This is a genomic window from Rhizobium sp. KNZ2-6A (assembly GCF_056755475.1).
Map to the genome: position 1 here is coordinate 18,166 of NZ_JBNDIC010000051.1, position 26,444 is coordinate 44,609.

A 26,444-nucleotide genomic window follows, 5' to 3' on the forward strand; every position below is an offset into this window, starting at 1 on the left:
CGAAGGCCTCCTGTTACGATTTCCTTCCCTAATTTTAGGGGATTATATAATTCGGCCGCATTGCTGGTATGGGGAATTCCAGCGATAAGCGGCAGCGGTGGGGTAAAATGGCAAAAAAAGAGGGGTACAGCTTGAAAACTGATTTCCGTGGAGACGCGAATGAGGCGCACTAAGGAGGAGGCTGCGGAAACGAGGAGTGAGATCCTGCACTCTGCAAAGGCTCTGTTTCTCGACAAGGGCTACGAGAATGTCAGCCTTGAGGAGATAGCCACAGCGGCTGGTGTGACGAGGGGGGCCGTGCACTGGCATTTCAAGAACAAGCAGGGGCTGATGTTCGCGATTCGCGATGAGGCGCAGCAGCCGTTTCACGAATTGGCCGAGCGGATGTCGAGGGAGCTCCCGGCAAATCCGCTTGATCTTGTGGCGGAGGCGATTGCCGGGATATTCGACGATGTCCAGGGCGATCCGCGCAAGAGAAGCATGTTGAAGGTGATGATGCACCTCGATATGGCTTTTTGTGACGGCACCACAAGCCGCGCCAGCTCCTTCCGGCACGATATGCACGAGCACTTCGAACGCATATTCACCCTGATGAACGAGAAGACGAAGCTGCCCGCGCCGTGGACGCCGGATACGGCCGCCTCCGCGCTGACGGCCGTCATCGGCGGGCTGATCACCGAATGGACGCTCGACAGGGGCAATTTCCAGCTCGTGCCTTGCGGACAGATGTTCATCAAGATGGTCTTGAAGACATGGTTCCCGCTGGAGCAGGCACATGAGGTAGAGACCTCGGCTGCATAGAGCAGGTCACACAGAATCAAGGCTTTGAACATAAAAAAGGATCCGGAGGGAAAGCCGGATCCTTTACTTTGATCGGAGGTCAACCGATCGGGGGAAGAAGCCTGACGGATTGGAACATCAGGCTTCTGCATACCCGGCACAAGGCCGGGTAATTCAAACTTAGAAGCTACGCTCGAAGCGCAGGATACCAGCCCACTGATCCTGGTTTACAGAATCGAAGTTGGTGTAGGAGACTTCCGGCTCGATGAGCAGGTTCTTGACCGGGTTCCACTTGACGTTCGTGGTAGCGGCAAAGATCTTCGAGTCGGTGTAGGCGAGCTGCAGGTTCCACTTCAGCTTTTCGTTGATCGGAACGCCAACGCCGCCCCAAACAGCCCAATCACCCCAGCCGCACTTCGATTCGTCGTTAACCGGGCAAGCCGAACGATCGAGGTTGGTGCCGGCATACTTGTTCAGCTTGTCGCCGTCGGTGTTCCAGCCGCCCATCAAGAAGGCCGAGAATGCGCCGAAGTCGGCGTCAACGCGAGCCTTGATGGCGCCTTCTTCGACGATCGAGTCGTAACCGCCGACGACCTTGAAGCCCCATGCGCCAGACTTGAAGCCGGCACCGGCAACGACGTCAGGAGCATAATGGTTGCCCTTGTCGTCGGACCACCAGCTTGCGCCGTAGGAAGCGTCGGAGCCGCTGGAATTCGAGTCTTCAACCGAGATCATAGCCGTGAAGCCGTTGCCGGCATCATAGTTGTAGGTCAACTGGTTGAGTTCGTACGGGCCGTCATAGATCACGTCGTCGTTGATGACGTCGCCGGCATAACCGATGTAGGAGTTATACTGCGAGTCGGCCTTACCGACGAGGAAACCGCCGAGGCTGATGTTGGCGAACAGCAGCTTGGTGGAGGTGGAGTTGCCGTCGTTCCAGTCCCAACGGATGACCGTGTTGGTCTTCAGCGGGCCGTATTCGGTGTCAGTCGCGGTGTCGACGCTCAGCTCTGCACGGGTATGCCACAGCGTACCGTTCTTGCTGTTCGGGTTGTAGGCATCGTACCACTCGCCTTCGGAACGGACACGACCGCCGATCTTGAGGCAGGTTTCAGTGCCCGGAATGAAGAAGTAACCAGCACCGTAAGCGTCGCAGATGCGGACGTATTCCAACGGCTCCGGCTCGGCAGCAACGATAGCGTCAGCTGCATGGGCACCGGAAACTGCTGCCAGCGCAGCAGCGGAGCCGAGAAGAAGGCTCTTGATATTCATATTAAACTCCTGGTTGTAATATGCATTTCTAATTTGCCGCGAGTGCTGAGCTGGAAACCACCTTGAAGATCGGCTCGGTCGAAAACGCGACCGCGTAGCCCGGCAAGTACGCACGTAATGTTGGCTTGAGTCCCCTCGAACCTCCATGATTGACCCCGCGGCAAAGGTCTTGAAATGCCCCTACCGATCCGGCCGATCGCTCGACCGTAAGACAATTTCTGTCCTGCATCTGGCTTACAAACAGCCCGTATGTTTGTCAATTATATGAAACCGTGACGGGCGCCGGTCTGGCGTTAGTCTTGGCCGCTGTTGCTTAAATGCAACTGGGGACGGCAGGGCAAGGTTCGCTTCGCCCGGCGATCGCAGGGAGAGCACCAAAGGCTCGAATGCACGGCAAGGCTTAGAAACAAAACTCAACAAATCGCTACACACAGAAATGATGAATCTTCTTAAGATTCCGGCGACTCGCACCATTGGAAGGGAAAATCGCGCGCGAACGAGAATCGGTTGGTCTTCATAGCGACACCCTGCTTCGGCGGCCTCGTCACCAAGGATTATATGCAATCCATCTTTTCCCTGATGCAGACGGGAGCACAGGCCGGCGTGCAACTGACGCTCGCCCTTCTCTGCAATGACGCGCTGATTACCCGCAGCCGCAACACACTGGTATCGTCCTTCCTGAACGATACCACAGCGACCCACATGCTCTTCATCGATGCCGACATCAGCTTCGAGCCTGGGGTGGCGTCATGCCGACAGCCCGCTAAAACACGCTTAAGCTGTAGATTCTTTAATTCAGCGAAGCGCCGCTTTCGGGAAAAGGGCAATCATCATTGCAGGGTTGACAGGAGCCGAAGGGAGAGCATAGCCTTTCCGCATTCACCAGGGGGGTCCCGGCAAGGGGCTGAGATACTGCTGAACAATACGGCTTTGCCGATTGTGGGCGCAGTGACCCGTTGAACCTGATCCAGTTCATACTGGCGTAGGGACGGTGCGAGCGCTCGAAGGCTTCGGATTCCCGCGTGGATTCCATGCCGGCGTCTTTCCATCATTCCGGCTGATTGACTGGGTCTCCAACCGCAACTTGGAGCCTCAAACCATGACCATTGCCGCAAAAAACCTCACCCCGACCGTCACGACAGGCCCGCTGCCGGCCTCGCGGAAGATCTACATTCCCGGAGATATACACACCAACATCCGCGTACCGATGCGCGAGATCAGCGTCCATCCGACCTCGGGCGAGCCACCTGTCGTCGTCTATGATTCCTCCGGCCCCTATACGATCGAGGGTGCCGACATCCGCATCGAACAGGGCCTGTCGCAGCTCCGCCGCGACTGGGTGCTCGCCCGCGGCGACGTCGAGACCTATGAAGGCCGCCATGTACGCCCCGAAGACAATGGCTTTGTCACCGGCGAGCGGCTGACGCCGGAATTTCCGGCCAAGCGCCGGCCGCTGCGGGCAAAGGACGGCAAGGCCGTCACGCAGCTTGCCTATGCGCGCGCCGGCATCATCACGCCGGAAATGGAATTCATCGCCATCCGCGAGAATCTCGGCCGCAAGGCGAAAGCCGAGGCCTTGATTCGCGACGGCGAGAGCTTCGGCGCCCATATTCCGGATCATGTGACGCCCGAATTCGTCCGCCAGGAAGTCGCGGCCGGCCGGGCGATCATCCCGGCCAATATCAATCATCCGGAAAGCGAGCCGATGATCATCGGCCGGAACTTCCTGGTGAAGATCAATGCCAATATCGGCAACTCCGCCGTCACCTCCTCCATGGCGGAAGAGGTCGAAAAGATGGTCTGGGCCGCCCGCTGGGGTGCCGATACCGTCATGGATCTTTCGACCGGCCGCAACATCCACAATATCCGCGAATGGATCATCCGCAATTCGCCGCTGCCGATCGGCACCGTGCCGCTCTATCAGGCGCTGGAAAAGGTCGGTGGCATTGCCGAGGAGCTAACCTGGGAGGTCTATCGCGACACGCTGATCGAGCAGGCCGAACAAGGCGTCGACTATTTTACCATCCATGCCGGCGTGCGGCTGCATTACATCCCGCTCACCGTCAATCGCGTCACCGGCATCGTCTCGCGCGGCGGCTCGATCATGGCCAAGTGGTGTCTCCATCATCATCGCGAGAGCTTCCTTTACGAGCATTTCGAGGAGATCTGCGACATCTGCCGCGCCTATGACGTCTCCTTTTCGCTCGGCGACGGCCTGCGTCCCGGCTCGATCGCCGATGCCAACGACGCCGCGCAATTTGCCGAACTCGAAACGCTGGGCGAACTGACGAAGATCGCCTGGGCTAAGGATTGCCAGGTGATGATCGAAGGCCCCGGCCATGTGCCCATGCACAAGATCAAGGAAAACATGGACAAGCAGCTTGCCGTCTGCGGCGAGGCGCCCTTCTACACGCTCGGGCCGCTGACGACGGATATCGCGCCGGGCTACGATCACATCACCTCGGGCATCGGCGCTGCCATGATCGGCTGGTTCGGCACGGCGATGCTCTGCTACGTCACGCCGAAGGAGCATCTCGGCCTGCCCGACCGCAACGACGTCAAGACCGGCGTCATCACCTACAAGATCGCCGCCCATGCGGCCGATCTCGCCAAGGGTCATCCGGCCGCTCAGGTGCGCGACGACGCATTGTCGCGCGCCCGCTTCGAATTCCGCTGGGAGGACCAGTTCAACCTGTCGCTCGACCCCGATACCGCCCGCAGCTTCCATGACGAAACCTTGCCGAAGGAAGCCCACAAGGTGGCGCATTTCTGCTCGATGTGCGGTCCGAAATTCTGCTCGATGCGGATTTCGCACGACATCCGCGCCGAGGCGCAAAAGGAAGGCTTGGAGGCCATGGCGGCAAAATACCGGGAGGGTGGCGATCTCTATATGCCCGTCGAAGCCCCTGCGCAGTCGGCCGAGTGACATGCGTATCCTTGTCAAAGGGGCCGGCGTTGCCGGCCTCACTGTCGCCCACGAACTGCATGCTCGCGGTGCCGAGGTCACGGTTGTCGATCCCAGCGCGAATTTCCGCCGAGCCGCCTCATGGCTTGCCGGCGGCATGCTGGCGCCCTGGTGCGAGCGGGAAAGTGCCGATGGGGCCGTGCTGGAGCGCGGTCGCGATTCCGCCGATCGATGGGACGCTATCCTCCCTGGCAAGATCGTGCGCAACGGAACGCTGGTCGTCGCGCCGAACCGCGATCAACACGAGCTGAAGCGGTTCGCCAGTCGTACCACCGGCTATCGCTGGGTCGAGGAACCCGAGATCGCCGCCCTCGAGCCCTCACTTGCCGGTCGCTTCAGGCATGGCCTGTTTTTTCCGCAGGAAGCGCATCTCGATCCCCGCGAGGTCTTGCACTCGTTGAAGGACGCTCTTTCGGCAAAGGGCGTAACCTTTGTCGATCACATCGCGAATGACGCCGAATTTTCTGGCGTCATGGACTGCACGGGCGCCGCCGCTGTCGGCGAAAGCAGAGAATTGCGGGGCGTGCGCGGCGAAATGCTCTATCTGCAAACGCGGGAGGTCGCCCTTGCGCGGCCGGTGCGCCTGCTGCATCCGCGATTTCCCGTCTATATCGTGCCGCGCGGCGAAGGCCTGTTCATGGTCGGCGCGACCATGATCGAAACGGATTTCGAGGGACCGATCACCGCCCGCTCGCTGATGGAACTGCTGAACGCCGCCTATGCGCTGCATCCCGCATTTGCCGATGCAGCCGTCGTCGAAACCGGCGCCGGCATCCGTCCCGCCTTTCCAGACAATCTTCCGCGCGTGACGCGGCAGGGCAAAACCATCCTTATCAACGGCCTTTATCGCCACGGCTTCCTGCTGGCGCCGGCGATGGCGGCGGAGGCCGCGGATCTCCTCTTTTCCGGACACACCAGCGACAGGAACCGCCAATGCGCCTGATCATCAATGGCGAAGCACAGATCGTCGACGCAACCACGCTTTCGCAGCTTCTCGCCGCGCTCGAATATGAGGGCGAGTGGCTGGCAACCGCCGTCAATGGCGAACTCATCCATCGCGAAGAACGCGACGACCACACCTTAGCCGACGACGACAGGATCGAGATCCTGACGCCGATGCAGGGAGGCTGACCATGATCGAACTCTACGGAACCCGGATTGCATCGCATCTTCTTCTCGGCACGGCGCGCTATCCCTCGCCGGCCGTGTTGACTGAAGCCGTCAAACGCTCGGCAGCGGAAATCGTCACCGTATCGCTGCGCCGGGAGACGGCGGGCGGGCGCAATGGCGGTGCCTTTTTCGAAATGATTCGCGAACTTGGCGTTCGCGTTCTGCCCAATACCGCCGGTTGCCATGGTGTCTCCGAGGCGGTGCTAACGGCGAAGATGGCGCGCGAGGTCTTCCGGACCAACTGGATCAAGCTCGAAGTGATCGGCAATCACGACACGCTGCAGCCGGATGTCTTCGCGCTGATGGAGGCTGCGAGGATACTGACCGACGAAGGGTTCGAGGTCTTTCCCTATATGACGGACGATCTTGTGGTCGCCGAGCGACTGCTGGAAGCCGGATGCAAGGTGCTGATGCCCTGGTGCGCGCCGATCGGAACAGCGGCCGGTCCGCTCAATCTTTCCGCCCTTCGCTCGATGAGGGCGCATTTTCCGGAGACACCCTTGATCGTGGATGCCGGCATCGGCCGGCCCCCCCCGCCCCCCCCAGTCTGCCACCGCGCCACCGAGGCGGTGCTGCAAAACCCGGCCGGCGCGGGCGCCGGCCACCCGGCCACGATGGCGGAAGCCTTCGCCAAGGCGATCGATGCCGGCCGACAGGCATTCGGCGCGGGCATGCTGGAGCCACGTGATATGGCGGTGCCGTCGACGCCGGTCATCGGAAAGGCGGTTTTCTCATGATACTCGATCCCTTCTACCTGATCGTCGATAGTGCTGCCTGGATAAAGAGGCTGGTGCCGCTCGGCGTCAAACTGGTGCAACTGCGCGTCAAGGATCGCACGCAAGCGGAAATCCGCGCGGAGATTCGCGAATCGAAGGCAATTTGCGCCGCTTACGGATGTCAGTTGATCGTCAATGACTACTGGCAGCTCGCGATCGAGGAAGGCTGCGATTTCATCCATCTCGGCCAGGAGGATCTTGCCGTTGCCGATCTCGCGGCCATTCGCGCTTCCGGACTGAAACTGGGCCTCTCGACGCATGATGAAACGGAGTTGGCGACAGCACTTGCAGCCAAGTCAGATTATATAGCCCTTGGGCCGATCTATCCGACCATTCTCAAAGCCATGGCCTGGGCGCCGCAGGGTCTGGAACGCATCGGCCGATGGAAAAGCCGCATCGGCAATCTTCCGCTGGTCGCGATCGGCGGGTTGACGGTCGAGCGTCTTGCCGGCGTCTTCGAGCATGGCGCCGACAGCGCGGCCGTTGTGACGGATATCACCCGCAACAGCGACCCCGAATCACGGACCCTTGAATGGATGGAAGCGACGCGGCGATTGCCCCCACGCTGAACTCGTGCCGAAATCACGGTTTTGGCTTCGATTTTCCAATCCTTCGCCCGATGAACGACGCATTCATACAATATTCAGCTGAACATAATCATGCTCAAGACGTTGATTAATTGACTCGCGCATTCGCTGAGCAAGAAGGCTGCTTTGGAGGTAGTCATGATAAAGAAAACGGTTCTAACGGTTATGCTGGCCGCTGCGGTGGTAGGCGGCGCATTGGCGCCCGTCAGTAACGCACAGGCGCAGTATTACGACGGCCGCGGTCCCTATCGCGGCGACTGGCGTGGCGATGATGGTTGGCGCCGCCACCACCATCACCACAATGGTGGCGCGATCGCCGGCGGTGTTGCTGCGGGTCTCCTCGGCGGACTGATCGTCGGCGGCGCCCTTGCCAATAGAGGTCCGGTGTACGAAGTATCGCCCCCGCCGCCGAGATGCTGGTTCGAAAACCGCCAGGTCGACAACGCATATGACGACGGTTGGCACTACGAACGCGTTCGCGTGTGCGACTAAGCAATCAACCGGGCACTGCCCTTCGGCAGATGCCTGGCTTGATGGACGACTTTGGGATTGCCGGCGGCCGAAACCGCCGGCAAACTTTTTGGAGCCTTTCGGACGATCGAATTACAAGCCATGCGTCCCGGGATAGGCGTTGCGCTCCGGGAAAACCCTACCGATAAGACTTGCTGGCTCGGGCCGCCAGATCTCCACCCGCAACGGATAGCAGGGCACCGCATCGCTCGAATGCTCGCTGCCGCAATCACCGCCCGGGCAGGCCGAAAGCGCGCCAAGAAGATCGATCTCGGCGAAGAACTCGATGAAATCGCCCGGCCGGACCGGACTTGCCTTCATGAAATATTGATAGGTATCGCGCGTGAAACCGGTGCACATGAAGACGTTCAGCACGTCATGGACGTGAAACTCGGCTTCCTGGACGGAAATGTTCAGTTCCTTGGCGAGGGCGCGCGACAGGTTGGAGTGGCAGCAATGGTGATAGTCTTCACCGTTCAGCAGCCGGTTCGTGTAGGGATCGCAGCGCGTGCCGATCACATCGTGGATGCCGGCTCCGTCGGCATCGAAGCCGTACCAGCCAAGCGTATCATGGGTGATCGTCGCCATCGGCCGCAGGTATGGCAGGTTACTCCATAGCCTGTCCCCGACGCCAACGTGGGTGCCGTGCAGCGCCCGGGTCTTGCCGCTGAAGAACCGTTCCGAAAGATCATCGGCATTCCACAGATTAAGGTCGCCGACCTGCGAGCCCTCCATGCCGACGATGCGAAAGAAATGCCCCTTCGGCACGCGAAAGCTGCCGCCCTCGCGCGGCGGCACGATGATGTCTTCTATCTTGGCCATGTCCCGGCGGGCAGCACGCAGCACATCCATATCGGCCGGCGGCAGCGTCCCGTTCGGATAAACGACGACGGGCGGCTTGCGGCGCCGCTCGTCGGCATCCACGGGGGCAGGCATATCAAAAAGATTGTCCATAGCGACGTTTCATTCCTTACCGATTTAGGATAGAGCCATTCGATTGCCCCGCAATGTAAGGATATAAAGCCCTTGCGCAACGTCGATTGCACTTGTGCTTTGGCTAAGTCCTACTTAGCCTTGAGGGATGCAACCTATCCCACTTGCCTCCCTTCGCGCCTTTGAGGCCGCCATCCGTCATGAGAGCTTCGCCAAAGCGGCGAGCGAACTCAATCTCACGGCTGCGGCGGTAAGTCAGCATGTGCGCACAATGGAGGAATGGCTTGATATCAAGCTCTTCACGCGCCATGCCCGCGGCGTGACGGCAACGATAGCAGGCCGCGATTTCGGGACGGCGGTCGCAAACGGTCTTGGACATATCGAGATCGCCGCTCGACGGTTGCGGCTGGATGGCGGTGAGCGGCCCGTCAGCGTGGCATGCATTGCTTCTGTGGCCACCCGATGGCTGATACCCCGATTGCCGGCATTCAGGAAGGAACACCCCGAGATCCATATCAACATCGTCTATGCGCTCGATGCGAGGACGCCGGAAGCGGCAAGCGTCGATCTGTTGATACGCCATGGACCGCGCTCCGGCGCAAACGCCATCTCGCTCCTGACCGCGGAGACGCGGCCGACCTGCTCGGCGGAATACAAACATCGTCATGGCCCGATCGGGAAGCCGGCAGATCTTCTCGATCTGGATCTCTTGCATGATGAGACGACGGCAGCCTGGATACGCTGGTTCGCCCTTGAGGGTATCCACCGTTCGCTAAAGCCCGGCCCGATCTTTGCCGACTTCAGCCTGATGATCGGCTCCGTCATCAGCGGACAGGGTGTTGGTCTCTGCCCGACCACGCTCATTGCCGAGGAACTGGCCAATGGAGCGTTGGTCACCCTGTTCGATACGCCATTGGATACGGAAAAATCCTATTGGCTGCTCGAGGCCAGCCGCCTTTCCGATGAGGCACAAATCTTTCGCGACTGGCTGATTGCCGCCAGCCAAGCTTCCGCTTTCGCAGCCCTTTAGCAAAAATCCGCCGCCGTCAGGGTAACAGCATTGCAGCCGCGGCGGGAGTAGACCTTGCGGGCGATCTCCTGGATCGACGTGCGCAAGGCATCGAAGGCGAAAAGGCACTTGGTTTCCGAGATACGGCTTCTTTGCAGTTCGGCATCGGATTTGGCGAGTGCGTCGACCTCGACAAAGAACAGGACCTCGAAAACGCCGTCATGGCCGATGAAGCGCACGGCATTTCTCACAGTGTCGAAGCCGCGGCTCTGGTTCGGGAAGGCAAGCGTCATGATTAGCCTGCCGTCGTTTCATGCGCCGTTACGGCGGGTGTTGACAGCCTGGTCCGTTCCCTGCGGCGTCCGGTATTGACGAGATTGAGTGACAGCATGCCCTTGGTCGCGTCCGATCGGCTCATTCGGGTCAGAAACTGGCCGTCTGCCTGTGCTGGAATGCCGGTGAAGACATGATAGACGGTCCAGGAGCGGTCGGATTCGATGCGGCGGCCATATTGAATGTCCATCGAATCTTGGCCGGGAGCGCCACCTTCGTTTTCCCATCTGCCAAGTGCAATGGCATTCGGTCGTTGTTCGATCTTGTCGTCTTCGATGGTCATGGTGCTGCTCCTTTTTACGTTCCGTCCTTCAGCTGTGGCCGAATGTCTTCTCCATGAGGGTCGCACCAGCGCCGGGTAACATGCTAACCAGTTCCAGAGCATCCTCCGTCGTTACGCGTTCATGGCGCTCATCTTCGTTGCGGATGCGGTATTGCAGCAAGTTCCCCCTCGCCGGTAACCTGCCGGTGACGCGATAGACGTCCGTCGACTTGGAAGCGAGTGTGCGGAAACCGTTCTTGAGCTGGACCAATTGTCCTACCGCGAAGATGTGTGTCGTCGCGGTGTGGAGGATCGGATGGCCATTGCGCTGTAGGATAGCTGGTGTGGTCATGACTGCTGGTGGTCCTTTTCGAGGATGGTTTCGAGGTCCGATATGTTGATCGGCACCATCTGTTGCGCCGAACCCTGCATGGCAATCGCCGGCAGATATATGAAGGCGGCAACACGTCGCCATGCCAGCCGGAAGACACCTTCGAGAGGCTCCTCGTCGTAATCGACGCGATATTCTCCGGCCGGCTGTGGCGTTTCGAAGCCCGGCAGCCGGAACGGATAGGAAAAGCGAATGACGGTTTGCGTGGTGCGACTGTTCATGACGGCAGGTCTCCGCGGGAACACGCGGGTGCGGCTCCCTTAATCATTCACATTCGAACCGAAATGATCCCAAGGCTGCCGGTAAATCCGCGGTCAGCGACGGGTTCATTTCAATTCGAACACAGCGAAACGCACACCGAAACGGCGCATGCATTCGCTATCGAGAATTCGGAGTGTATGGCGGGTCGTAGTCTCTGACGCCGCGAAGCCAGATAGGCCAAATTAACGAGATCAATCTTTACTCCCCAAATGAGTTACAATCAAGACGCTCAAAGTTATTTTCGATCTTCTCAAAAAAACGCCGACGGCATAAAATAAAACGATTTTTCATATCCCATATATTCAACAATAATCTTGGACATCTATCGTCTTAAACGTGAAATATGCCAAAAATTATTTTCACGCATCTGTCATCATCCGAGAATATTCCCTGGCCGCCTATCAATCAATTGTCGTCTGTGCTATGTAAGGGTTGCAGCCGCCCTATGCGCCGGCAGTAGAAAGATTTCCCATGATATTCCGTCCGCTTCACGATCGCGTCGTCGTTCGACGCGCTGAAGGTGACACCAAATCCAGGGGTGGGATCATTATTCCCGATACCGCCAAGGAAAAGCCCCAGGAAGGCGAAGTGATCGCCGTCGGCCCTGGCTCGCGTGACGAAAGCGACAAGCTGATCCCGCTCGACGTCAAGCCCGGCGATACGATCCTATTCGGCAAATGGTCCGGAATCGAGGTCAAGATCGATGGCCAAGACCTGCTGATCATGAAGGAAGCAGACATCATGGGCATCGTCGAGAAGACCGGATCTCTTGCTGACAAGGCCGCTTGATCCGTCAAAATTCCGACCCCTTCTCTCAAGACCGAACTGGGCAAGTCCATGTCTGCCAAAGAAATCATCTTCTCCACCGACGCTCGCAACCGGCTGCTGCGTGGAGTGGAATTGCTGAACAACGCCGTCAAGGTGACGCTCGGCCCCAAGGGCCGCAATGTCGTCATCAACAAATCATATGGCGCTCCACGTATCACCAAGGACGGCGTCTCCGTTGCCAGGGAAATCGAACTTGAAGAGAGGTTCGAGAACATGGGCGCGCAGATGGTGCGCGAGGTCGCCTCGAAGACCAATGATCTTGCCGGCGATGGCACGACGACGGCGACCGTACTCGCCGCCTCCATCTTCCGCGAGGGCGCCAAGCTGGTTGCAGCCGGTATGAACCCGATGGACCTGAAGCGCGGCATCGATATCGCCGTTACCGCCGTGCTCACGGAAATCACGGCGCGCGCCACCAAGGTCAAATCTTCCGGCGAGATCGCGCAGGTCGGCACGATCGCCGCCAATGGCGACGCCGCCGTCGGCGATATGATCGCCAAGGCGATGGACAAGGTCGGCAACGAGGGCGTCATTACCGTTGAAGAGGCCAGAACGGCCGAAACCGAGCTCGATGTCGTTGAGGGCATGCAATTCGATCGCGGCTATCTTTCGCCCTATTTTGTGACGAATGCCGAAAAGATGCGCGTCGAGCTGGATGAGCCCTACATCCTCGTCCACGAAAAGAAACTCAGCAATCTGCAGGCCATGCTGCCGATCCTCGAGGTCGTGGTGCAGAGCGGCAAACCGCTGCTGATCATCTGTGAGGATATCGAAGGCGAGGCTCTCGCGACGCTGGTCGTCAACAAACTTCGCGGCGGGCTGAAGGTTGCCGCCGTCAAGGCGCCGGGCTTCGGAGATCGCCGCAAGGTCATGCTCGAAGATATCGCTATCCTGACGGCCGGCACGGTCGTCTCGGAGGACCTTGGCATCAAGCTGGAGAATGTGACACTCGACATGCTCGGCCGCGCAAGACGCGTGCTGATCGAGAAGGACACGACCACGATCATCGATGGCTCCGGCGACAACGCCTCCATCCAGGGGCGCATCCAGCAGATCAAGGCACAGATCGAAGAGACGACCTCCGATTACGACAAGGAAAAGCTGCGGGAGCGGCTGGCGAAGCTGACCGGTGGCGTTGCGGTGATCCGCGTCGGCGGCGCGAGCGAGCTTGAGGTCAAGGAAAAGAAGGATCGCGTTGACGACGCCCTGAACGCCACCCGCGCAGCGATCGAAGAGGGTATCGTTCCCGGCGGCGGCGTGGCGTTGCTGCGTGCGACATCGGTGCTGGCGGGGTTGACGGGCGAGAACGCCGATATGACGGCGGGCATCTCGATCGTGCGGCGGGCGCTCGAAGCGCCGATCCGGCAGATCGCCGAGAATGCCGGCGTCGAAGGTTCCATCGTTATCGGAAAGCTCCTCGACGGCAAGGATCACAACCGGGGCTTCGACGCACAGACGGAAACCTATGTCAACATGATCGAGGCCGGCATCGTCGATCCGGCCAAGGTTGTGCGGACCGCATTGCGGGACGCCGGTTCGATCGCGGCACTGCTGATCACCTGCGAAGCCATGATCGCCGACATTTCCGCAAAAGGTTCAACCCACAGCGCCGGAAATGACACCATGGCAGGCATGGAATACTGAGAACCGTGCCTGAACCGCACGGCCAGGTGGCCGGGCGGCGGAATCCCAACAACAATAAAATAGGAGAATTCCAATGGCCACGCAGAGCAGCAGCAAGACATCGATCAGTCAGCGCTTCGACAGCTACCAGCCGTCCAAGACAATCTTCGTATGGGCCTGCATCGCCACGGCGATCGCCACGATGATCATCGGATTCGGTTGGGGCGGCTGGGTGACCGGCGGCACATCTCGCACGGCCGCGGCAACGGCGGGTGACGTTGCGCGCGGAGAACTGGCATCCGCCATCTGCGTCGAGCGCTTCAACGCCGCACCGGGCGCCGCTGCCAAACTCATCGAATTCAAGGCGCTTGCCGATATCTACAGGCAGCGCCAGTTCGTAGAAGCCGGCGGCTGGGCCATCATGCCAGGGCAGACCTCGGCCGATAGTCGTAGCGTTCAAGGCTGCACCACCGCTCTTGCCACGTAAGAGCCGATTCGCGGATGCGCTCCTCCATGCTTGGGCGGAGCGCTTCACAATCTAACAGAGCAGGAGAATGACGAGTGATCCGCTTCGAGAAAAAGCCCGATCCGCAGCCATCGGCGAAGGAAGCCGATACCAATCGCGCCGAGCCAGTCCGCAATTCTACGAAAGACGAGAACAAAAAGACGGGTGCAGAGGCCCAACGTCGTGGCGGACCTCAAACGGCTGATGACGAATGCCCCATTGAGAACATGCCGGAACGCTAGGCCTGCCCGTTATACGCTCTGCCCCGCATCGCGGGGCTGGTGCCATCAATTTCAACGATCAAAGGATTGCCCCAATGGCCAAAGGACAAATGAGACGCAACCGCGAGACGCGGAAACCGAAACAGGAAAAGGCGCCAGTGAAGGTAGAGGCGAGCTTCGCCAACCAGATCAAGGAAGCCTCGAAAAGCAGCCCGCAGGGCGGCAAACACAAGAATTGAAGCCACATGCCAGGCAAGGGCGCCAAGGCGCCGGGCGCACGCTCTGAGCTATCGCCTTGCACAGACATGTTCCGAAACCCAGGAGATCCGACCAGGCGAACACTCTTCATGCGATCTATCGCTTCAACGATCCGCTGTTCCTCATCAGCCGCTGTGGTGATGTCCCTCCCCCTTTCGGCATTCATTGCCATGTATGGAATTATTCTTTGATGCAGCCTATCGACCACGACGCGAACCCTACCCTTTCCGACGAAAGGGCATGGCTCAAGATCATCGCCAGCTATCGTCAGCCGCACCTCAAGCGCAGCATTGTCGAGCTTGCCGTGACCGCCGTCCCGTTCGCGCTTTTCTGGGCCGGCGCATGGGCGTCGGTTCACTACGGCTTCTGGCCAGGCCTGATCTTGATTGTTCCGGCAGCCGCCTTTCTGCTGCGTTTGTTCATGATCCAGCATGATTGCGGCCATGGGTCCTTCTTCGCGCGTCGACGCGCGGACGACTGGACGGGCCGCGTGATCGGTGTCCTGACGCTGACGCCTTATGATTATTGGCGCCGGGCGCATGCGGAGCATCATGCGTCGGCAGGCAATCTCAACGAGCGCGGCGTCGGCGACATAACGACATTGACGGTATCGGAATATAAAGCCCTGTCGTGGACCGGACGGCTCAACTACCGACTCTACAGGCACCCGGCGATCATGTTCGGCATCGGCCCGGCATTGCTTTTCCTGTTCAAGCAGCGACTGCCCTTCGGCATGATGCGATCGGGTTCCCTGCCTTGGATATCGACCATGGCGACGAACCTGGCGATCGCCATCGTCTCTGCGATACTGATATGGGCAATCGGACTCCTGCCCTTCCTGCTGGTGCATCTGCCGATCGCCCTGTTGGCCGGAGCCGCGGGCATATGGCTCTTCTATGTACAGCACCAGTTCGAGGAAACCCATTGGTCGAAAGAACCCGAATGGCAATTTTCATATGCGGCCCTTCATGGCGCGTCGCATTACGATCTGCCGGCCGCACTGCGCTGGATCACCGGTAATATCGGCATCCATCACGTCCATCACCTGTCAAGCAGGGTGCCCTACTACAGGCTGCCGGAAGTGCTGAGGGATCACCCGGAACTGGCAAACATCGGCCGTATTACTCTGATCGAGAGCCTGCGCTGCGTGAAGCTGGTTCTCTGGGATGAGCAAAACCGGCGCCTGATTTCGTTTCGCGATGCCGCGGAGCTGCGGATTGCCCAATAGCGGTCGCGTTAGCCGGTTCCCGTGGGTGGACCATGTTATTCCGCCGCAGGACTTTTTGCGGAACCGCGGGAGCGTCCTCTTTTTGCTTCCCCCTCGACGCTCGGCTTCGTCCTCACGCGTATCCCGAGAGGGCTGCCTTCGGTCCGTTCGATGTCGAACTGCCCTGTCTTGCGGACAAGGTCGCTCAATTTCTTGAAACCGAATGTTCGCGGATCGAAATCCGGTGCCAGATTGAGCAGCTGCTTGCCGACCGTGCCGAGGCTCACCCAACCGTCGTCCGTATCTTCCTGGGTCAGCACCCTCCTTATGAGCAGGCTTGCCGCATCCGGCGACTGCAGCGGCTTATGGCTCGTTGCGGTATAGCCCTCTTCCTTGATCTTTCCCAGCAAGAGGTTCTCGGTATAGATGAAACGTCGGCATGCTTGGCGAAAACTCTCGGGAGTTTTTTGCTCTCCGAATCCGAAAACATCGATGCCCTGCTCGCGGATGCGGGCAGCAAGCCTTGTGAAATCGCTGTCGGACGAAACCAGGCAAAAGCCGTCGAAGCGTCCGCTGTGCAGCAGATCCATCGCATCGATGACGAGTGTGATGTCGGACGCATTCTTGCCTGTCGTATAGGCAAATTGCTGCTGCGGGATGATCGCATGTTTGGCCAGTATGGCGGCCCAGCCTCGTGAGCGTGTCCCCGAAAAATCACCGTAGATACGGCGTACGCTTGCTTCGCCAATCTTGGCGACCTCTTCAAAAAGGCCGTCGGCGATTTTCGCGGATGTGTTATCTGCGTCGATCAGAACGGCCAGCCGTGGCGAGCGTGGTTCAGATGGCATGGTATCGCCTTCCCTATTTCAATTCAGCCCTGCTGGATTTCTTCGGTCATCACTTCGAAACGGGCAAGCGTTGCCGGTCCGAAAGCCGTTGATAGGGCGACGTCCGTCGCGTCACGGCCGGTCGCCATCAATATTCGCCCGATGCGGGGCTTGTTATGACGCGCATCCACTGTATGCCAGTGACCGCCGAGATAGACCTGGAACCAGGCACTGAAATCCATCGGGTTAGGATCGGCCGGCACGCCGATATCGCCGAGATAACCGGTACAGTATCGCGCCGGGATATTCATGCAACGGCACAGCGCAATGGCAAGATGGGCGAAGTCGCGGCAAACCCCTGTCTTGTCGGTAAATCCGCCATGCGCCGTGCGAAGCGGATCGGCCTTCATATAGTCGAAGATGATGTGATTATGGACGAAGTCGCAGATGGCCTGCACGCGCGGCCATCCGAGCGGCGTCTGCGAAAATCGCGCCCAAGCGAAATCGGCAAGCCTGTCGGTATCGCAATAGCGGCTGCCGAGCAGGAAGACCAGAACCTCGTTCGGCAGGTCGTTGATCGCATGCTGAAACGCGCCTTCCGGGACGATATCCGGCTGCCCGTCATCATAGATCTCGAATTGCGTGGAAATCGTCGTCAGTCCGGGCGGCGCAACGATGCGGCTACAGGAATTGCCGAACACATCGGTGTAAGTCCACGCTTCTATCCGCCTGTCAAAGCTCAGAGCCTGATCGCCGAAAAGATCGACGCGGCGGGAGGGATGGATGTTCAGCGCAAGCAGCATCGGCGTCGGCTGCGTGCATTCGTAGCCTATATGAAATCCGGCGCGTATTTTCATCCTGCATTCCTTGTTTGAGCGATCGGGCATGCACGGAAGATCATTGCGAAACGTCAGCGGGTTAAGCGGAGTTCCCGCAAATCCGTTTCGTGTCGCTTCATCGGGTCGTGACGTTGACCTGCACTGTCATGCCCTCGAAATCGGAACGGCTGCCATCATAGCTGCCGCTCAATGGCACCGCCTGGCTGGGATCACGGGCGACGGCCACGCGAATAAGATCTCGGTTGCCGACAATGCCGTTGGTCGGATCGAACTCCGTCCAGCCGGCACCTGGAAGATAGATCTGGCACCAGGCATGCGTGGAGCCGCCTCCAAGCGTGTTGCTGCCGTCCCGGTCTGCCACGTAGATGTAGCCGGTCACGAAACGCGCGGCGAGCCCGAGCGAACGCGCAGCTTCCATCATCAGCAGGGCAAAATCGCGACACGAGCCTGAGCGCAGCGAAAGGGTCTGCAGCGGGGTCTGCGTTCCGTGTTCGAGGCGGCGCACGTAGGAAAAGCTCTCGCGGATGGCATAGCAGAGCGTCATCAGCAGATGGCCGGTTTGCGTCGGCTGGCCGTAACGGACGAACTGACGCGCCCAGCGTCCGATCTCGTCGTTCGGATCGGCATAGTGGCGCTGCATCACCGGCTCGATATCGGGAATCTCATCCGCATTGTAGGAGAACGGATAGGTCAATGCGGCGCTGTCGATCTGAAAATCCAGCGGCTGGGGCGCATGATCGAGCGTAATGCGCGTTTCAAAACGCAGCTCGCGGGCAGGATGGGCAAGATGAACCAGTGCGACGCAATTGCCGAAAACATCATGAATCCAGCGAACGCGGCTGGCTTCGGGATAGGTTGTCAGAGATTCTTCGAGTAGTCGCTGATCGAAGCTGTCACGAGGCCGGAACATTACCCGGTGCTCCCCAAAGGCAACGGTGCGGAAATAGCGATAAGAGGTGACGTGGCGGACGGAAAAAATGGTCATGACCGCACGCCTCTATCCGCAAACTGGACGTTCACCCCAAATGTCACGAGCCACGTCCGTGCTTCGCGAAATCATCGACGATCCAGCGATCGTTTTCCATGACGTTGACCGACCTTCCTATGCCCGCGAAGCAGCGGGCTGTCGCCGCGCGTATAAAACCCGTCTTCAATCGGAAAAAACGGCATCAGGATCAGAGATCGGCTCGATGATATAGAGATTGCTTTGGGAGACGATACGCTCCTGGTCCATCTCGTCATTGCGCAGACGATATTGTCCGACGCCGCTCTTCATTGGCAGGAGGGCTTCGATCCGATAAATAGAAGCAGCTTTCGGAGATAGGCCGGTCCTGTCCTTCAGGCGCACTGTTTGGCCTACGCTATGGCGGTGAGACGACATAATGCTCGCTTTTCTGACCGCTTTTTCTGGTAACCGGTCGCTTTCAGGCGCCCGCCAATGCGGGCAACAACCTGCTATTCAAGCTTGAGACTGGCAACCGATCTGCGGCCTCGAATGTCGAATTCGAAACCGAATTTCAGTCTTTGGCCCGCTCTCAGGCCTACTATACCTGCCCTGTCGGCAGTCTCGGAATGAAAGAACACGGCAAGGCCGCCGTCGGATGGAAGGATAAATCCGTAGCCCTTGACGGGATCGAAGTTCTTTACCGTGCCATTGATCATGAAAACTTCCCCTTAAACAGCCAGTCATAACACTGCTATATCGGCGATTGGAGAAGATTGGCGGGTCGAAAACCTCTGACGCCGCGAAAGCCAAACTGGCCAAAGACGATTTGTCCGTTTAACGGCGATATTGCGGTTTAATTAAGTTTGGAGTCTCTGATAACAGGGTACTGTCGCATAAATGCGGTGTCCCCGTGAATTGGACACAGAAATGATGGCATGAAGAGCCCCTCTGCATCCGTGGTCAAACTACAGTTCCAAGGGCCACCGCTGATGAGCATGCATCACCGTCAGGATTTCGACATCCTGCCCAACGCGATAGGGAATGATATAGGGAATGTCCCCCAGCACCAGTTCGCGGGTGCCCTTGAGGCGACCGGCACGCCCCGTCGCCGGAAAATCCGCCAGCATGTCGACAGCCGACACGATCCGGGCGACAACACGCGCTGCGGCGTCCGGATTGTTCCTTCTGGATATACTCACCAATCACGTCAAGCCGCCGCAAGGCTCGCAGCGTCCAGCGGATGCGTTTCCGACTCATGATTGATGGGTGGACTTAACGTATTTCCCGACTACCTTCGCCACGTCGTCGTCGCAGGCGAATTCGCCCCGGTTGGCTTCAGCCAACCCAGCTTCGATCTCGGCAAGCTGCCACTCTTCACGCACGACATAATCTTCGATGGCTTGAGCAGCCATATACGAACGGGAGCGATCAAGCTTCTCCGCGATTTGATCAAGCTTGCTGGCGGTTTCATCCGAGACGCGTACGGTGAACGCAGTCATGACATCTAACTTTCCTTGGTTCACTATGATTATTGGTGAACCATCTTGGTTAGTCAAAGTTCTGCTGATGAAAGAGGACTTTCGTTTTGATAAATGAATTGCGACCATCGAGCGATCAGGCTGGATTTGATCATAGACCCGCGAGCGACGAAAGAGGTTCAAGCCTCAGCCAAAGCGGGCAACCAGAAAATCGATGACGCTGCGCAGCATCGCCGTCGGACGCCGATCCGGCGCATAGACCAGATGCATCGGCGTCGGCTTGTAGGACCATTGCGGCAGCACCGGCTCAAGCCGGCGGGCATCGAGATCGGCCGCGAGCAACAATTCCGGCTGCAGCACGATACCGGCGCCATGCAAAGCGGCAACGCGCAGAGCTCCGCCCTGGTTCGTGGTGAACCGGCCTTTTATGGCGATTTCGCGGGTTTCTCCCTCCGGGCCGACGAGATGCCAGCGACCCTGCAGGCGCCAGTAGGAATGGCCGAGGCACATATGATTGGCGAGATCCTCAGGAGTTTCCGGTCTACCGCAACGGGCGAGATAATCCGGCGATGCCGCGAGAATGCGCCGATAGGGTTTTAGCGGGCGAGCCACGAGATTGGTATCCGTCAGCTCGCCGATATGGAAGCCGAGCTCATAGCCCTCACCGATCAGATCATGCGGATTATTGTCGAGCGCCAGATCGACGCTGACGTCGAGATTCTCATGCAGATAGTCGACAAGCGCCGGCACAAGGCTTTGCGTCCCGAAGCTGACCGGCGCGACGAGCCGCAAGCGTCCGCGCGGAGCCGATTGCAGTTCGGAGGCCGAAGACTCGGCGAGCTCTACCTCCGCCAGCACCGTCTTGCAGCGTTCGTAATAAAGCTTGCCGACCTCGGTCAGCTGGTGGCGGCGCGTCGTGCGGTGAAGCAGGCGCGCACCCAGCCGCTGCTCGATCGTCCTGATATGTTTGGCGACCATGGTTGACGACACCTGACTGACGTCGGCCGCGGCGGCGAAGCTGCCATGCTCGACTACTCGCACGAACATCGCCATGCCGGCCAATTTGTCCATGATTGCATACCTATAGGTTCGGAGTGAAGCAAATATCAGCCTATTTATCGCTCATTGGTTTTGCAAGATAGTCCACCGCGCCTAACGTCAGGCCATAAACTATCAAGGAGCCACCATGCCCATCCTTCGCTTGGAAATGCATCCCGGACGCACACAGGACCAGAAGCGCGCCTTCGTTCGCGAAGCGACCAGGGTCGCCGTCGAAACGCTCGTCTGCCCGCCGGAATCGGTGGAAATCGTCATTACCGAGATCTCGAAGGATTCCTGGGCAACGGCGGGCAAACTGAAATCCGATAGTTGATCCGATTTCATGATGATGGCCTGGCGATCGTAGCCGACCGTCAGGCCTCGTCCGGCATCAGGCTCCGGCGTCCCCAGGCCTCGGCCCAATCCATTAGGCGCACCATCTCCTGCTTGAGAGTGTGGGAACGGATGATCTCGGCTGCGTGGTTCGGATTTGTGCGCGGGTTGTAGAATGTGCCGATCTCTTCGCCATTCTCGCGCCTTGCCGCCTCCAGGCGGGATTTCACGTCCTCGACTTCGGCCTTCACCGCAAAGTACCGCTTCATGACCTCGACAAGGTCGCGGTCGCCGGCATTGGTCTCCATGCGTACTCCATCTCAACTATTCTGGCTTACTTATTTTAGCGCCTCGCAATGATCCGATTCGAATGGCAAAATCTAGGTCATTGTTTAGCCGGCAAGATGAATTGGCCGACGGGAGCCTCATCAGGAAGGCCAGGACGTGCGCGGAGGGCGGAGCGGATTTACGACCAGTTTTCCTTGACCGACTGCATCACCACATTGGTCGATGTGCTGGCTACAAAGGGCAAGCTGGAGATTTTTTCGCCAAGAACGATGCGATAGCGGCGAATGTCCGAGGTTCGCACCTTGAGGAGATAGTCGAAGCGGCCGGCGATCATGTGGCACTCTTCGATTTCCTTGATCTTCTTGACGGCGTTGTTGAAGCTGAGCAAAGCTTCCTCGCGGGTATCCGTCAGCTTGACTTCGGCAAAGGCGACGTGATCGAGGCCGAGCTTGATCGGATTGAGGATGGCCTTGAAGCCATCGATATAGCCGGAATCGATCAATTTCTTCAGGCGCGCCTGGCATGGAGTCTTGGAAAGACCGACCCGCTCGGAAAGCTCGGTGATCGACATGCGGCCGTCTTCGACCAGCGCGTCGAGGATCTTTTGGTCGAATTGGTCAATTTCACTGTATTTTACCATTTCAGCAGACATTCCTATTTGAAATAAGCGATATTGGAGTTCAATATGACTGGAAAGCCGCATTTTCAAGGCGGAACGCTTTTCTAAGATGACGTATGTTCTGATCGAAGCAACGGGAGGGCCGCGTGGGCGATATCGCCGACGCCCACAAGGCCATCGGGACCCTTGCACCTAGAGGTTATCATGACTGTCTCTGCCAAGCTCGCCACAGAAGAACCGGCTCCGGACGCCGTCCCATTTTCGCATTTCGCGCCGCCCATTCGTGAACAAAGCCCGCTTCGTCAGGCAATCACCGCCGCCTATCGGCGCCCCGAAACGGAATGCCTTCCCGCCCTGATCGAGGCCGCCACCGTGCCGGAAACCACCCGCGAGGCGACAAGGAAGACGGCCAAGAAGCTGATCGAGGCGTTGCGCGCCAAGCACAAGGGCGACGGTGTCGAAGGGCTGGTGCAGGAATATTCTCTTTCGAGCCAGGAAGGCGTTGCACTGATGTGCCTTGCCGAGGCGCTGCTGCGCATTCCGGACACAGCGACGCGCGATGCGCTGATCCGCGACAAGATCGCCGGCGGCGACTGGAAAGCGCATCTGGGCGGCGGCCGCTCGATGTTCGTCAACGCCGCCACCTGGGGATTGGTGGTGACAGGCAGACTGACATCGACCGTCAACGAAGGTGGGCTTTCTGCCGCCTTGACGAAGCTGATCGCCCGCGCCGGCGAGCCCGTCATCCGCCGTGGTGTCGACATGGCCATGCGCATGATGGGCGAGCAGTTCGTCACCGGCGAGACGATCGACGAGGCTTTGAAGCGTGCACGCGCACTGGAGGCGAAAGGCTTCCGCTACTCCTACGACATGCTCGGCGAAGCCGCGACGACGCATGCCGATGCCGAACGCTACTATCGCGACTATGAAAACGCGATCCATGCGATCGGCAAGGCATCGGCTGGCCGCGGCATCTATGAAGGGCCGGGCATCTCCATCAAACTTTCCGCGCTGCATCCGCGCTATTCGCGTTCGCAGGCCGAGCGGGTGATGAGCGAGCTTCTGCCGAAGGTGAAGGCGCTGGCTCTGCTCTCCAAGCGCCACAATATCGGCCTGAACATCGACGCCGAGGAGGCCGACCGGCTGGAGCTCTCGCTCGACCTGTTGGAAGAACTGTGCCTCGATCCGGAGCTTTCCGGGTGGGACGGCATTGGCTTCGTCGTGCAGGCCTACGGCAAGCGCTGCCCCTTCATCCTCGATTTCATCATCGATCTTGCCCGCCGTTCCGGGCATCGTCTCATGGTTCGCCTCGTCAAGGGCGCTTACTGGGACGCGGAGATCAAGCGCGCGCAGCTGGATGGCCTCGAAGGTTTCCCGGTCTATACCCGCAAGATCTACACCGATGTCTCCTATGTCGCCTGCGCCAGGAAGCTGCTGGCGGCAACCGATGTGGTCTTCCCGCAATTTGCCACCCACAACGCCCAGAGCCTGGCCGCGATCTACCACATGGCCGGAAGCGATTTTTCCATCGGCAAATACGAGTTCCAATGCCTGCATGGCATGGGCGAGCCGCTCTATGAAGAGGTCGTCGGCGCTCAGAATCTCGACCGTCCCTGCCGCATCTACGCCCCCGTCGGCACGCATGAGACGCTGCTTGCCTATCTCGTCCGGCGCCTGCTTGAGAACGGCGCCAACTCCTCCTTCGTCAACAAGATCGCTGATCCCGCCGTGCCTGTCTCCGAGCTGATTGCCGATCCGGTCGAGCGTGTGCGGGCCATGCCTGTCGTCGGGGCGCAGCACGACAAGATCGTCCTCCCTGTAGACCTCTTTGGCGGCGCGCGACAGAACTCCGATGGTATCGACCTGTCGAATGAAACAACGCTCTCCGATCTATCCGCGCAGCTGCAGGCCTCCGCAGCCAGGGACTGGACCGCGAAACCGCTCCTTGCCGACGGCTCCGAGCGCGGCACGGCCCGCGCCGTCCTTAACCCAGCCGACCATGCAGATATCGTCGGTCATGTCACCGAACTCGAACCGCAGGATGCCGCCGATGTCATGCGACTGGCGGCGACTGCTGCCGAGCAATGGGCAGGAGTAAGCCCCGACGAGCGCGCCGCCATATTGGAACGTGCAGCCGTTCTCATGCAGAGCGAGATGCCGGCCCTGGTCGGGCTCACGATCCGCGAGGCCGGCAAATCGGCCGCAAACGCCGTCGGCGAAATCAGGGAAGCGATCGACTTCCTTCGCTATTACGCCACACAGGCACGCAAGGTGCTGAAGCCGGAAAGCGTGCCGCTCGGCCCCGTCGTCTGCATCAGCCCATGGAATTTCCCGCTGGCGATCTTCACGGGTCAGGTTGCGGCAGCACTGGTTGCCGGCAATCCCGTCGTCGCCAAGCCCGCCGGCAATACGCCGCTGATCGCCACACAGGGCATCCGCATCCTGCATCAAGCAGGAGTCCCCCGAAATGTCCTGCAATTCGCCCCCGGCAGCGGCAGAATGGGTGCCGCACTCGTCGGCGCCCCCGAAACCGCAGGTGTCATGTTCACCGGCTCGACTGAAGTCGCGCGCCTGATCCAGGCTCAGCTTGCCGAACGGCTCTCCAAATTCGGCAAGCCGATCCCGTTAATCGCCGAAACCGGTGGCCAGAACGGCATGATCGTCGACTCCTCGGCCCTTGCCGAACAGGTGGTTGCCGACGTGATCGCCTCGGCCTTCGACAGCGCCGGACAGCGCTGCTCGGCCTTGCGCGTCCTTTGCCTGCAGGAGGAGGTGGCGGATCGCACGCTCACCATGCTGCGCGGCGCGCTTCGCGAGCTCTCGGTCGGCAAGACTGATCGGCTCGCCGTCGATATCGGCCCGGTCATCGATGAGAACGCCCAGCGCGGCATCGATGAGCATATTGAGCGCATGCGCCAGCTTGGCTGCAAAGTCGAACAGCTCGATCTTCCCGAGAGCGCCGATAGGGGCACCTTCGTTCCCCCGACCATCATCGAGCTGAAGAAATTGAGCGATCTCAAGCGGGAAGTGTTCGGCCCCGTTCTTCATATCATCCGCTATCAGCGCAAGGGACTGGACAAGCTCATCGCTGACATCAACGCCTCCGGCTACGGCCTCACCTTCGGCCTGCATACCCGGCTGGACGATATGATCGCCCATGTGACCGAGCGCGTGCGGGCCGGCAATCTCTACGTCAACCGCAACGTCATCGGCGCTGTTGTCGGCGTCCAGCCATTCGGCGGCCGTGGCCTTTCCGGCACGGGTCCGAAAGCGGGCGGCCCGATGTATCTGCGCCGTCTGGTCGCCTCCTCTACCGAACCATTGCGCGATGCGTCGGTGCAGAGCGATCCGGCTGTGCGGCAATTCATTGCCTGGCTCGAAAGCAAGGGTGCTGGGGATGCGGCAAAGCAGGCACGCGCCGTCGCCGCCCAGTCGTCGCTGGGCTTCAATATCGAGCTCCAAGGCCCGGTCGGCGAGCTGAATCTTTACGCGCTGCATCCGCGCGGCAGGATCCTGCTCGCTCCACAGACGGCGCTCGGCCTTAACGTTCAGATCGCGGCAGGGCTTGCGACAGGCAATTCGGTGGTCATCGATGCCGCATCGGGCTTGCAGGACGAGCTTCGCAACCTGCCGATGGAGGTCGCCAATCGCATCTCCTGGACGAAGGACTGGGCGGCGGATGGGCCATTCGCCGGCGCCCTCATCGAGGGCGATGCCGCGCGAACCCAACAGGCGGTCAGGGCGATCTCGGCCATTCCCGGCCCGCTGGTCCTCACCCAGGCGGCGTCGAGCGAAGAGATCGCCAAAAGCGCCGATGCCTATTGCCTGAACTGGCTGCTCGAAGAGGTGACGACATCGATCAACACTGCCGCCGCCGGCGGCAATGCCAGCCTGATGACGATCGGATAACATCGATCACAATCTGAAATCTACGCGGCGGCCGGATCAGCAAGGTCTCGGCCGCCGTATTTTTTATAGTAGACCCCGGGCCATCCTCGCCCTTCGAGGCTTCGCACCTCAGGGTGAGGATGGAGCGCGCATCTTCGCATAAAACCGGTTCCCGTCGCAGCAAGCCAGCTCTATGTGCGGTATTGCGCAGAAGGTTAGTCCTTGTATTAGGCGGGTGTGTTTTACTGGTGCATCCTTAGGGATGCCGGGATCTGGATGACGGTCCAGATCCCGGCG

The 26,444-nt window shown here is 59.5% G+C and carries 31 protein-coding genes, 1 pseudogene and 1 riboswitch; of the genes and pseudogenes, 16 read left to right on the forward strand and 16 right to left on the reverse strand.

Annotated elements, in window-relative coordinates; genetic code table 11:
• The first annotated feature begins 159 nt into the window (after window positions 1–159).
• Window positions 160–801: a TetR family transcriptional regulator gene (locus tag ACPYOP_RS26835; RefSeq protein WP_481413299.1), complete on the forward strand. Its 642-nt coding sequence runs from the start codon at window positions 160–162 to the stop codon at window positions 799–801.
• 159 nt (window positions 802–960) lie between these two features.
• Here ACPYOP_RS26835 and ACPYOP_RS26840 read toward each other — a convergent pair whose 3' ends face one another.
• Window positions 961–2,052 (reverse strand): porin, encoded by a 1,092-nt coding sequence (locus ACPYOP_RS26840; protein WP_481413300.1) that lies wholly within the window; start codon window positions 2,050–2,052, stop codon window positions 961–963.
• 874 nt (window positions 2,053–2,926) lie between these two features.
• Window positions 2,927–3,059: riboswitch (TPP riboswitch) on the forward strand.
• A 92-nt stretch (window positions 3,060–3,151) separates the two neighbouring features.
• On the opposite strand from ACPYOP_RS26840, the gene thiC reads away from it, so the two are divergent.
• The 6 genes from thiC to ACPYOP_RS26870 all read left to right on the forward strand — a co-directional run bounded on the left by thiC (window position 3,152) and on the right by ACPYOP_RS26870 (window position 8,042).
• Window positions 3,152–4,978 carry a phosphomethylpyrimidine synthase ThiC gene (thiC, locus tag ACPYOP_RS26845; RefSeq protein ID WP_481413301.1) on the forward strand — a complete coding sequence of 609 codons (1,827 nt, stop codon included), beginning with the start codon at window positions 3,152–3,154 and terminating at the stop codon, window positions 4,976–4,978.
• A gap of 1 nt (window position 4,979) precedes the next feature.
• Complete coding sequence (thiO, locus tag ACPYOP_RS26850; protein ID WP_481413302.1) at window positions 4,980–5,960, forward strand: glycine oxidase ThiO; 981 nt, start codon at window positions 4,980–4,982, stop codon at window positions 5,958–5,960.
• On the forward strand, window positions 5,951–6,148 hold the full coding sequence (thiS, locus tag ACPYOP_RS26855) for a sulfur carrier protein ThiS (protein ID WP_481413303.1): 198 nt from the start codon (window positions 5,951–5,953) through the stop codon (window positions 6,146–6,148). Before thiO ends, thiS begins: the two co-directional genes overlap by 10 nt.
• Before the next feature lie 2 nt (window positions 6,149–6,150).
• The gene (locus ACPYOP_RS26860) at window positions 6,151–6,924 is read left to right on the forward strand and encodes a thiazole synthase (RefSeq protein ID WP_481413304.1); all 774 of its coding nucleotides are present in this window, start codon (window positions 6,151–6,153) and stop codon (window positions 6,922–6,924) included.
• Window positions 6,921–7,532, forward strand: a complete 612-nt coding sequence (locus tag ACPYOP_RS26865) for a thiamine phosphate synthase (protein WP_481413305.1) — start codon at window positions 6,921–6,923, stop codon at window positions 7,530–7,532. The genes ACPYOP_RS26860 and ACPYOP_RS26865 overlap by 4 nt, the downstream gene beginning before the upstream one ends.
• Before the next feature lie 156 nt (window positions 7,533–7,688).
• Window positions 7,689–8,042 (forward strand): hypothetical protein, encoded by a 354-nt coding sequence (locus tag ACPYOP_RS26870; protein ID WP_481413306.1) that lies wholly within the window; start codon window positions 7,689–7,691, stop codon window positions 8,040–8,042.
• A 111-nt stretch (window positions 8,043–8,153) separates the two neighbouring features.
• Here the strand turns inward: ACPYOP_RS26870 and ACPYOP_RS26875 are convergent, their stop codons facing one another.
• Window positions 8,154–9,014: an urea carboxylase-associated family protein gene (locus ACPYOP_RS26875; RefSeq protein ID WP_481413307.1), complete on the reverse strand. Its 861-nt coding sequence runs from the start codon at window positions 9,012–9,014 to the stop codon at window positions 8,154–8,156.
• A gap of 127 nt (window positions 9,015–9,141) precedes the next feature.
• Between ACPYOP_RS26875 and ACPYOP_RS26880 the strand changes: the two genes are divergently transcribed.
• Entirely contained in the window at window positions 9,142–10,023 is an 882-nt protein-coding gene (locus ACPYOP_RS26880; RefSeq protein ID WP_481413308.1) for a LysR substrate-binding domain-containing protein, read from the forward strand.
• Here ACPYOP_RS26880 and ACPYOP_RS26885 read toward each other — a convergent pair.
• The 4 genes from ACPYOP_RS26885 to ACPYOP_RS26900 are packed head-to-tail and all read right to left on the reverse strand — an operon-like array spanning window position 10,020 to window position 11,209.
• Entirely contained in the window at window positions 10,020–10,295 is a 276-nt protein-coding gene (locus ACPYOP_RS26885; protein WP_481413309.1) for a DUF1488 family protein, read from the reverse strand. The genes ACPYOP_RS26880 and ACPYOP_RS26885 overlap by 4 nt on opposite strands.
• A 2-nt stretch (window positions 10,296–10,297) precedes the next feature.
• The gene (locus ACPYOP_RS26890; RefSeq protein WP_481413310.1) at window positions 10,298–10,618 is read right to left on the reverse strand and encodes a hypothetical protein; all 321 of its coding nucleotides are present in this window, start codon (window positions 10,616–10,618) and stop codon (window positions 10,298–10,300) included.
• 28 nt (window positions 10,619–10,646) lie between these two features.
• Window positions 10,647–10,949 (reverse strand): hypothetical protein, encoded by a 303-nt coding sequence (locus ACPYOP_RS26895; RefSeq protein WP_481413311.1) that lies wholly within the window; start codon window positions 10,947–10,949, stop codon window positions 10,647–10,649.
• On the reverse strand, window positions 10,946–11,209 hold the full coding sequence (locus tag ACPYOP_RS26900) for a hypothetical protein (protein ID WP_481413312.1): 264 nt from the start codon (window positions 11,207–11,209) through the stop codon (window positions 10,946–10,948). The genes ACPYOP_RS26895 and ACPYOP_RS26900 overlap by 4 nt, the downstream gene beginning before the upstream one ends.
• A 511-nt stretch (window positions 11,210–11,720) precedes the next feature.
• On the opposite strand from ACPYOP_RS26900, the gene ACPYOP_RS26905 reads away from it, so the two are divergent.
• From ACPYOP_RS26905 to ACPYOP_RS26930, 6 genes are all read left to right on the forward strand, one after another.
• Window positions 11,721–12,038 (forward strand): co-chaperone GroES, encoded by a 318-nt coding sequence (locus ACPYOP_RS26905; protein WP_481413313.1) that lies wholly within the window; start codon window positions 11,721–11,723, stop codon window positions 12,036–12,038.
• A gap of 48 nt (window positions 12,039–12,086) precedes the next feature.
• Window positions 12,087–13,721 carry a chaperonin GroEL gene (gene groL, locus ACPYOP_RS26910; RefSeq protein WP_481413314.1) on the forward strand — a complete coding sequence of 545 codons (1,635 nt, stop codon included), beginning with the start codon at window positions 12,087–12,089 and terminating at the stop codon, window positions 13,719–13,721.
• A 73-nt stretch (window positions 13,722–13,794) separates the two neighbouring features.
• Window positions 13,795–14,187, forward strand: coding sequence for a hypothetical protein (locus tag ACPYOP_RS26915; protein WP_481413315.1), 393 nt, complete (start codon window positions 13,795–13,797; stop codon window positions 14,185–14,187).
• A gap of 74 nt (window positions 14,188–14,261) precedes the next feature.
• Window positions 14,262–14,447: a hypothetical protein gene (locus ACPYOP_RS26920; protein WP_481413316.1), complete on the forward strand. Its 186-nt coding sequence runs from the start codon at window positions 14,262–14,264 to the stop codon at window positions 14,445–14,447.
• 74 nt (window positions 14,448–14,521) lie between these two features.
• Window positions 14,522–14,665 carry a hypothetical protein gene (locus ACPYOP_RS26925; protein ID WP_481413317.1) on the forward strand — a complete coding sequence of 48 codons (144 nt, stop codon included), beginning with the start codon at window positions 14,522–14,524 and terminating at the stop codon, window positions 14,663–14,665.
• 209 nt (window positions 14,666–14,874) lie between these two features.
• Complete coding sequence (locus tag ACPYOP_RS26930) at window positions 14,875–15,912, forward strand: fatty acid desaturase (RefSeq protein ID WP_481413318.1); 1,038 nt, start codon at window positions 14,875–14,877, stop codon at window positions 15,910–15,912.
• A gap of 35 nt (window positions 15,913–15,947) precedes the next feature.
• On the opposite strand, the gene ACPYOP_RS26935 is transcribed toward ACPYOP_RS26930, so the two are convergent.
• The 8 genes and pseudogenes from ACPYOP_RS26935 to ACPYOP_RS26970 all read right to left on the reverse strand — a co-directional run bounded on the left by ACPYOP_RS26935 (window position 15,948) and on the right by ACPYOP_RS26970 (window position 21,052).
• Window positions 15,948–16,739, reverse strand: coding sequence for an NYN domain-containing protein (locus ACPYOP_RS26935; RefSeq protein ID WP_481413319.1), 792 nt, complete (start codon window positions 16,737–16,739; stop codon window positions 15,948–15,950).
• Window positions 16,740–16,762: 23 nt separating this feature from the next.
• The gene (locus ACPYOP_RS26940) at window positions 16,763–17,575 is read right to left on the reverse strand and encodes a transglutaminase-like domain-containing protein (RefSeq protein ID WP_481413320.1); all 813 of its coding nucleotides are present in this window, start codon (window positions 17,573–17,575) and stop codon (window positions 16,763–16,765) included.
• A 97-nt stretch (window positions 17,576–17,672) separates the two neighbouring features.
• On the reverse strand, window positions 17,673–18,542 hold the full coding sequence (locus ACPYOP_RS26945; protein WP_481413321.1) for a transglutaminase family protein: 870 nt from the start codon (window positions 18,540–18,542) through the stop codon (window positions 17,673–17,675).
• A gap of 165 nt (window positions 18,543–18,707) precedes the next feature.
• The gene (locus ACPYOP_RS26950; RefSeq protein ID WP_481413322.1) at window positions 18,708–18,833 is read right to left on the reverse strand and encodes a hypothetical protein; all 126 of its coding nucleotides are present in this window, start codon (window positions 18,831–18,833) and stop codon (window positions 18,708–18,710) included.
• A gap of 179 nt (window positions 18,834–19,012) precedes the next feature.
• Complete coding sequence (locus ACPYOP_RS26955; RefSeq protein ID WP_481413323.1) at window positions 19,013–19,219, reverse strand: cold-shock protein; 207 nt, start codon at window positions 19,217–19,219, stop codon at window positions 19,013–19,015.
• Window positions 19,220–19,468: 249 nt separating this feature from the next.
• Window positions 19,469–19,760: pseudogene (locus ACPYOP_RS26960) on the reverse strand (type II toxin-antitoxin system RelE/ParE family toxin).
• A complete protein-coding gene (locus ACPYOP_RS26965; protein ID WP_481413324.1) occupies window positions 19,757–20,002 on the reverse strand; it encodes a CopG family ribbon-helix-helix protein in 246 nt (81 codons plus the stop codon). The pseudogene ACPYOP_RS26960 and the gene ACPYOP_RS26965 overlap by 4 nt, the downstream one beginning before the upstream one ends.
• Before the next feature lie 165 nt (window positions 20,003–20,167).
• Window positions 20,168–21,052 carry a LysR substrate-binding domain-containing protein gene (locus ACPYOP_RS26970; RefSeq protein ID WP_481413325.1) on the reverse strand — a complete coding sequence of 295 codons (885 nt, stop codon included), beginning with the start codon at window positions 21,050–21,052 and terminating at the stop codon, window positions 20,168–20,170.
• A 115-nt stretch (window positions 21,053–21,167) separates the two neighbouring features.
• Between ACPYOP_RS26970 and ACPYOP_RS26975 the strand changes: the two genes are divergently transcribed.
• Complete coding sequence (locus ACPYOP_RS26975; RefSeq protein WP_481413326.1) at window positions 21,168–21,353, forward strand: 4-oxalocrotonate tautomerase; 186 nt, start codon at window positions 21,168–21,170, stop codon at window positions 21,351–21,353.
• Window positions 21,354–21,393: 40 nt separating this feature from the next.
• Here ACPYOP_RS26975 and ACPYOP_RS26980 read toward each other — a convergent pair whose 3' ends face one another.
• Both ACPYOP_RS26980 and ACPYOP_RS26985 read right to left on the reverse strand, forming a co-directional pair.
• A complete protein-coding gene (locus ACPYOP_RS26980; RefSeq protein WP_481413327.1) occupies window positions 21,394–21,660 on the reverse strand; it encodes a hypothetical protein in 267 nt (88 codons plus the stop codon).
• 158 nt (window positions 21,661–21,818) lie between these two features.
• Window positions 21,819–22,280, reverse strand: a complete 462-nt coding sequence (locus tag ACPYOP_RS26985) for an Lrp/AsnC family transcriptional regulator (protein WP_481413328.1) — start codon at window positions 22,278–22,280, stop codon at window positions 21,819–21,821.
• A 183-nt stretch (window positions 22,281–22,463) separates the two neighbouring features.
• On the opposite strand from ACPYOP_RS26985, the gene putA reads away from it, so the two are divergent.
• Window positions 22,464–26,168: a trifunctional transcriptional regulator/proline dehydrogenase/L-glutamate gamma-semialdehyde dehydrogenase gene (gene putA / locus ACPYOP_RS26990; RefSeq protein ID WP_481413329.1), complete on the forward strand. Its 3,705-nt coding sequence runs from the start codon at window positions 22,464–22,466 to the stop codon at window positions 26,166–26,168.
• The last annotated feature ends 276 nt before the right edge of the window (window positions 26,169–26,444 follow it).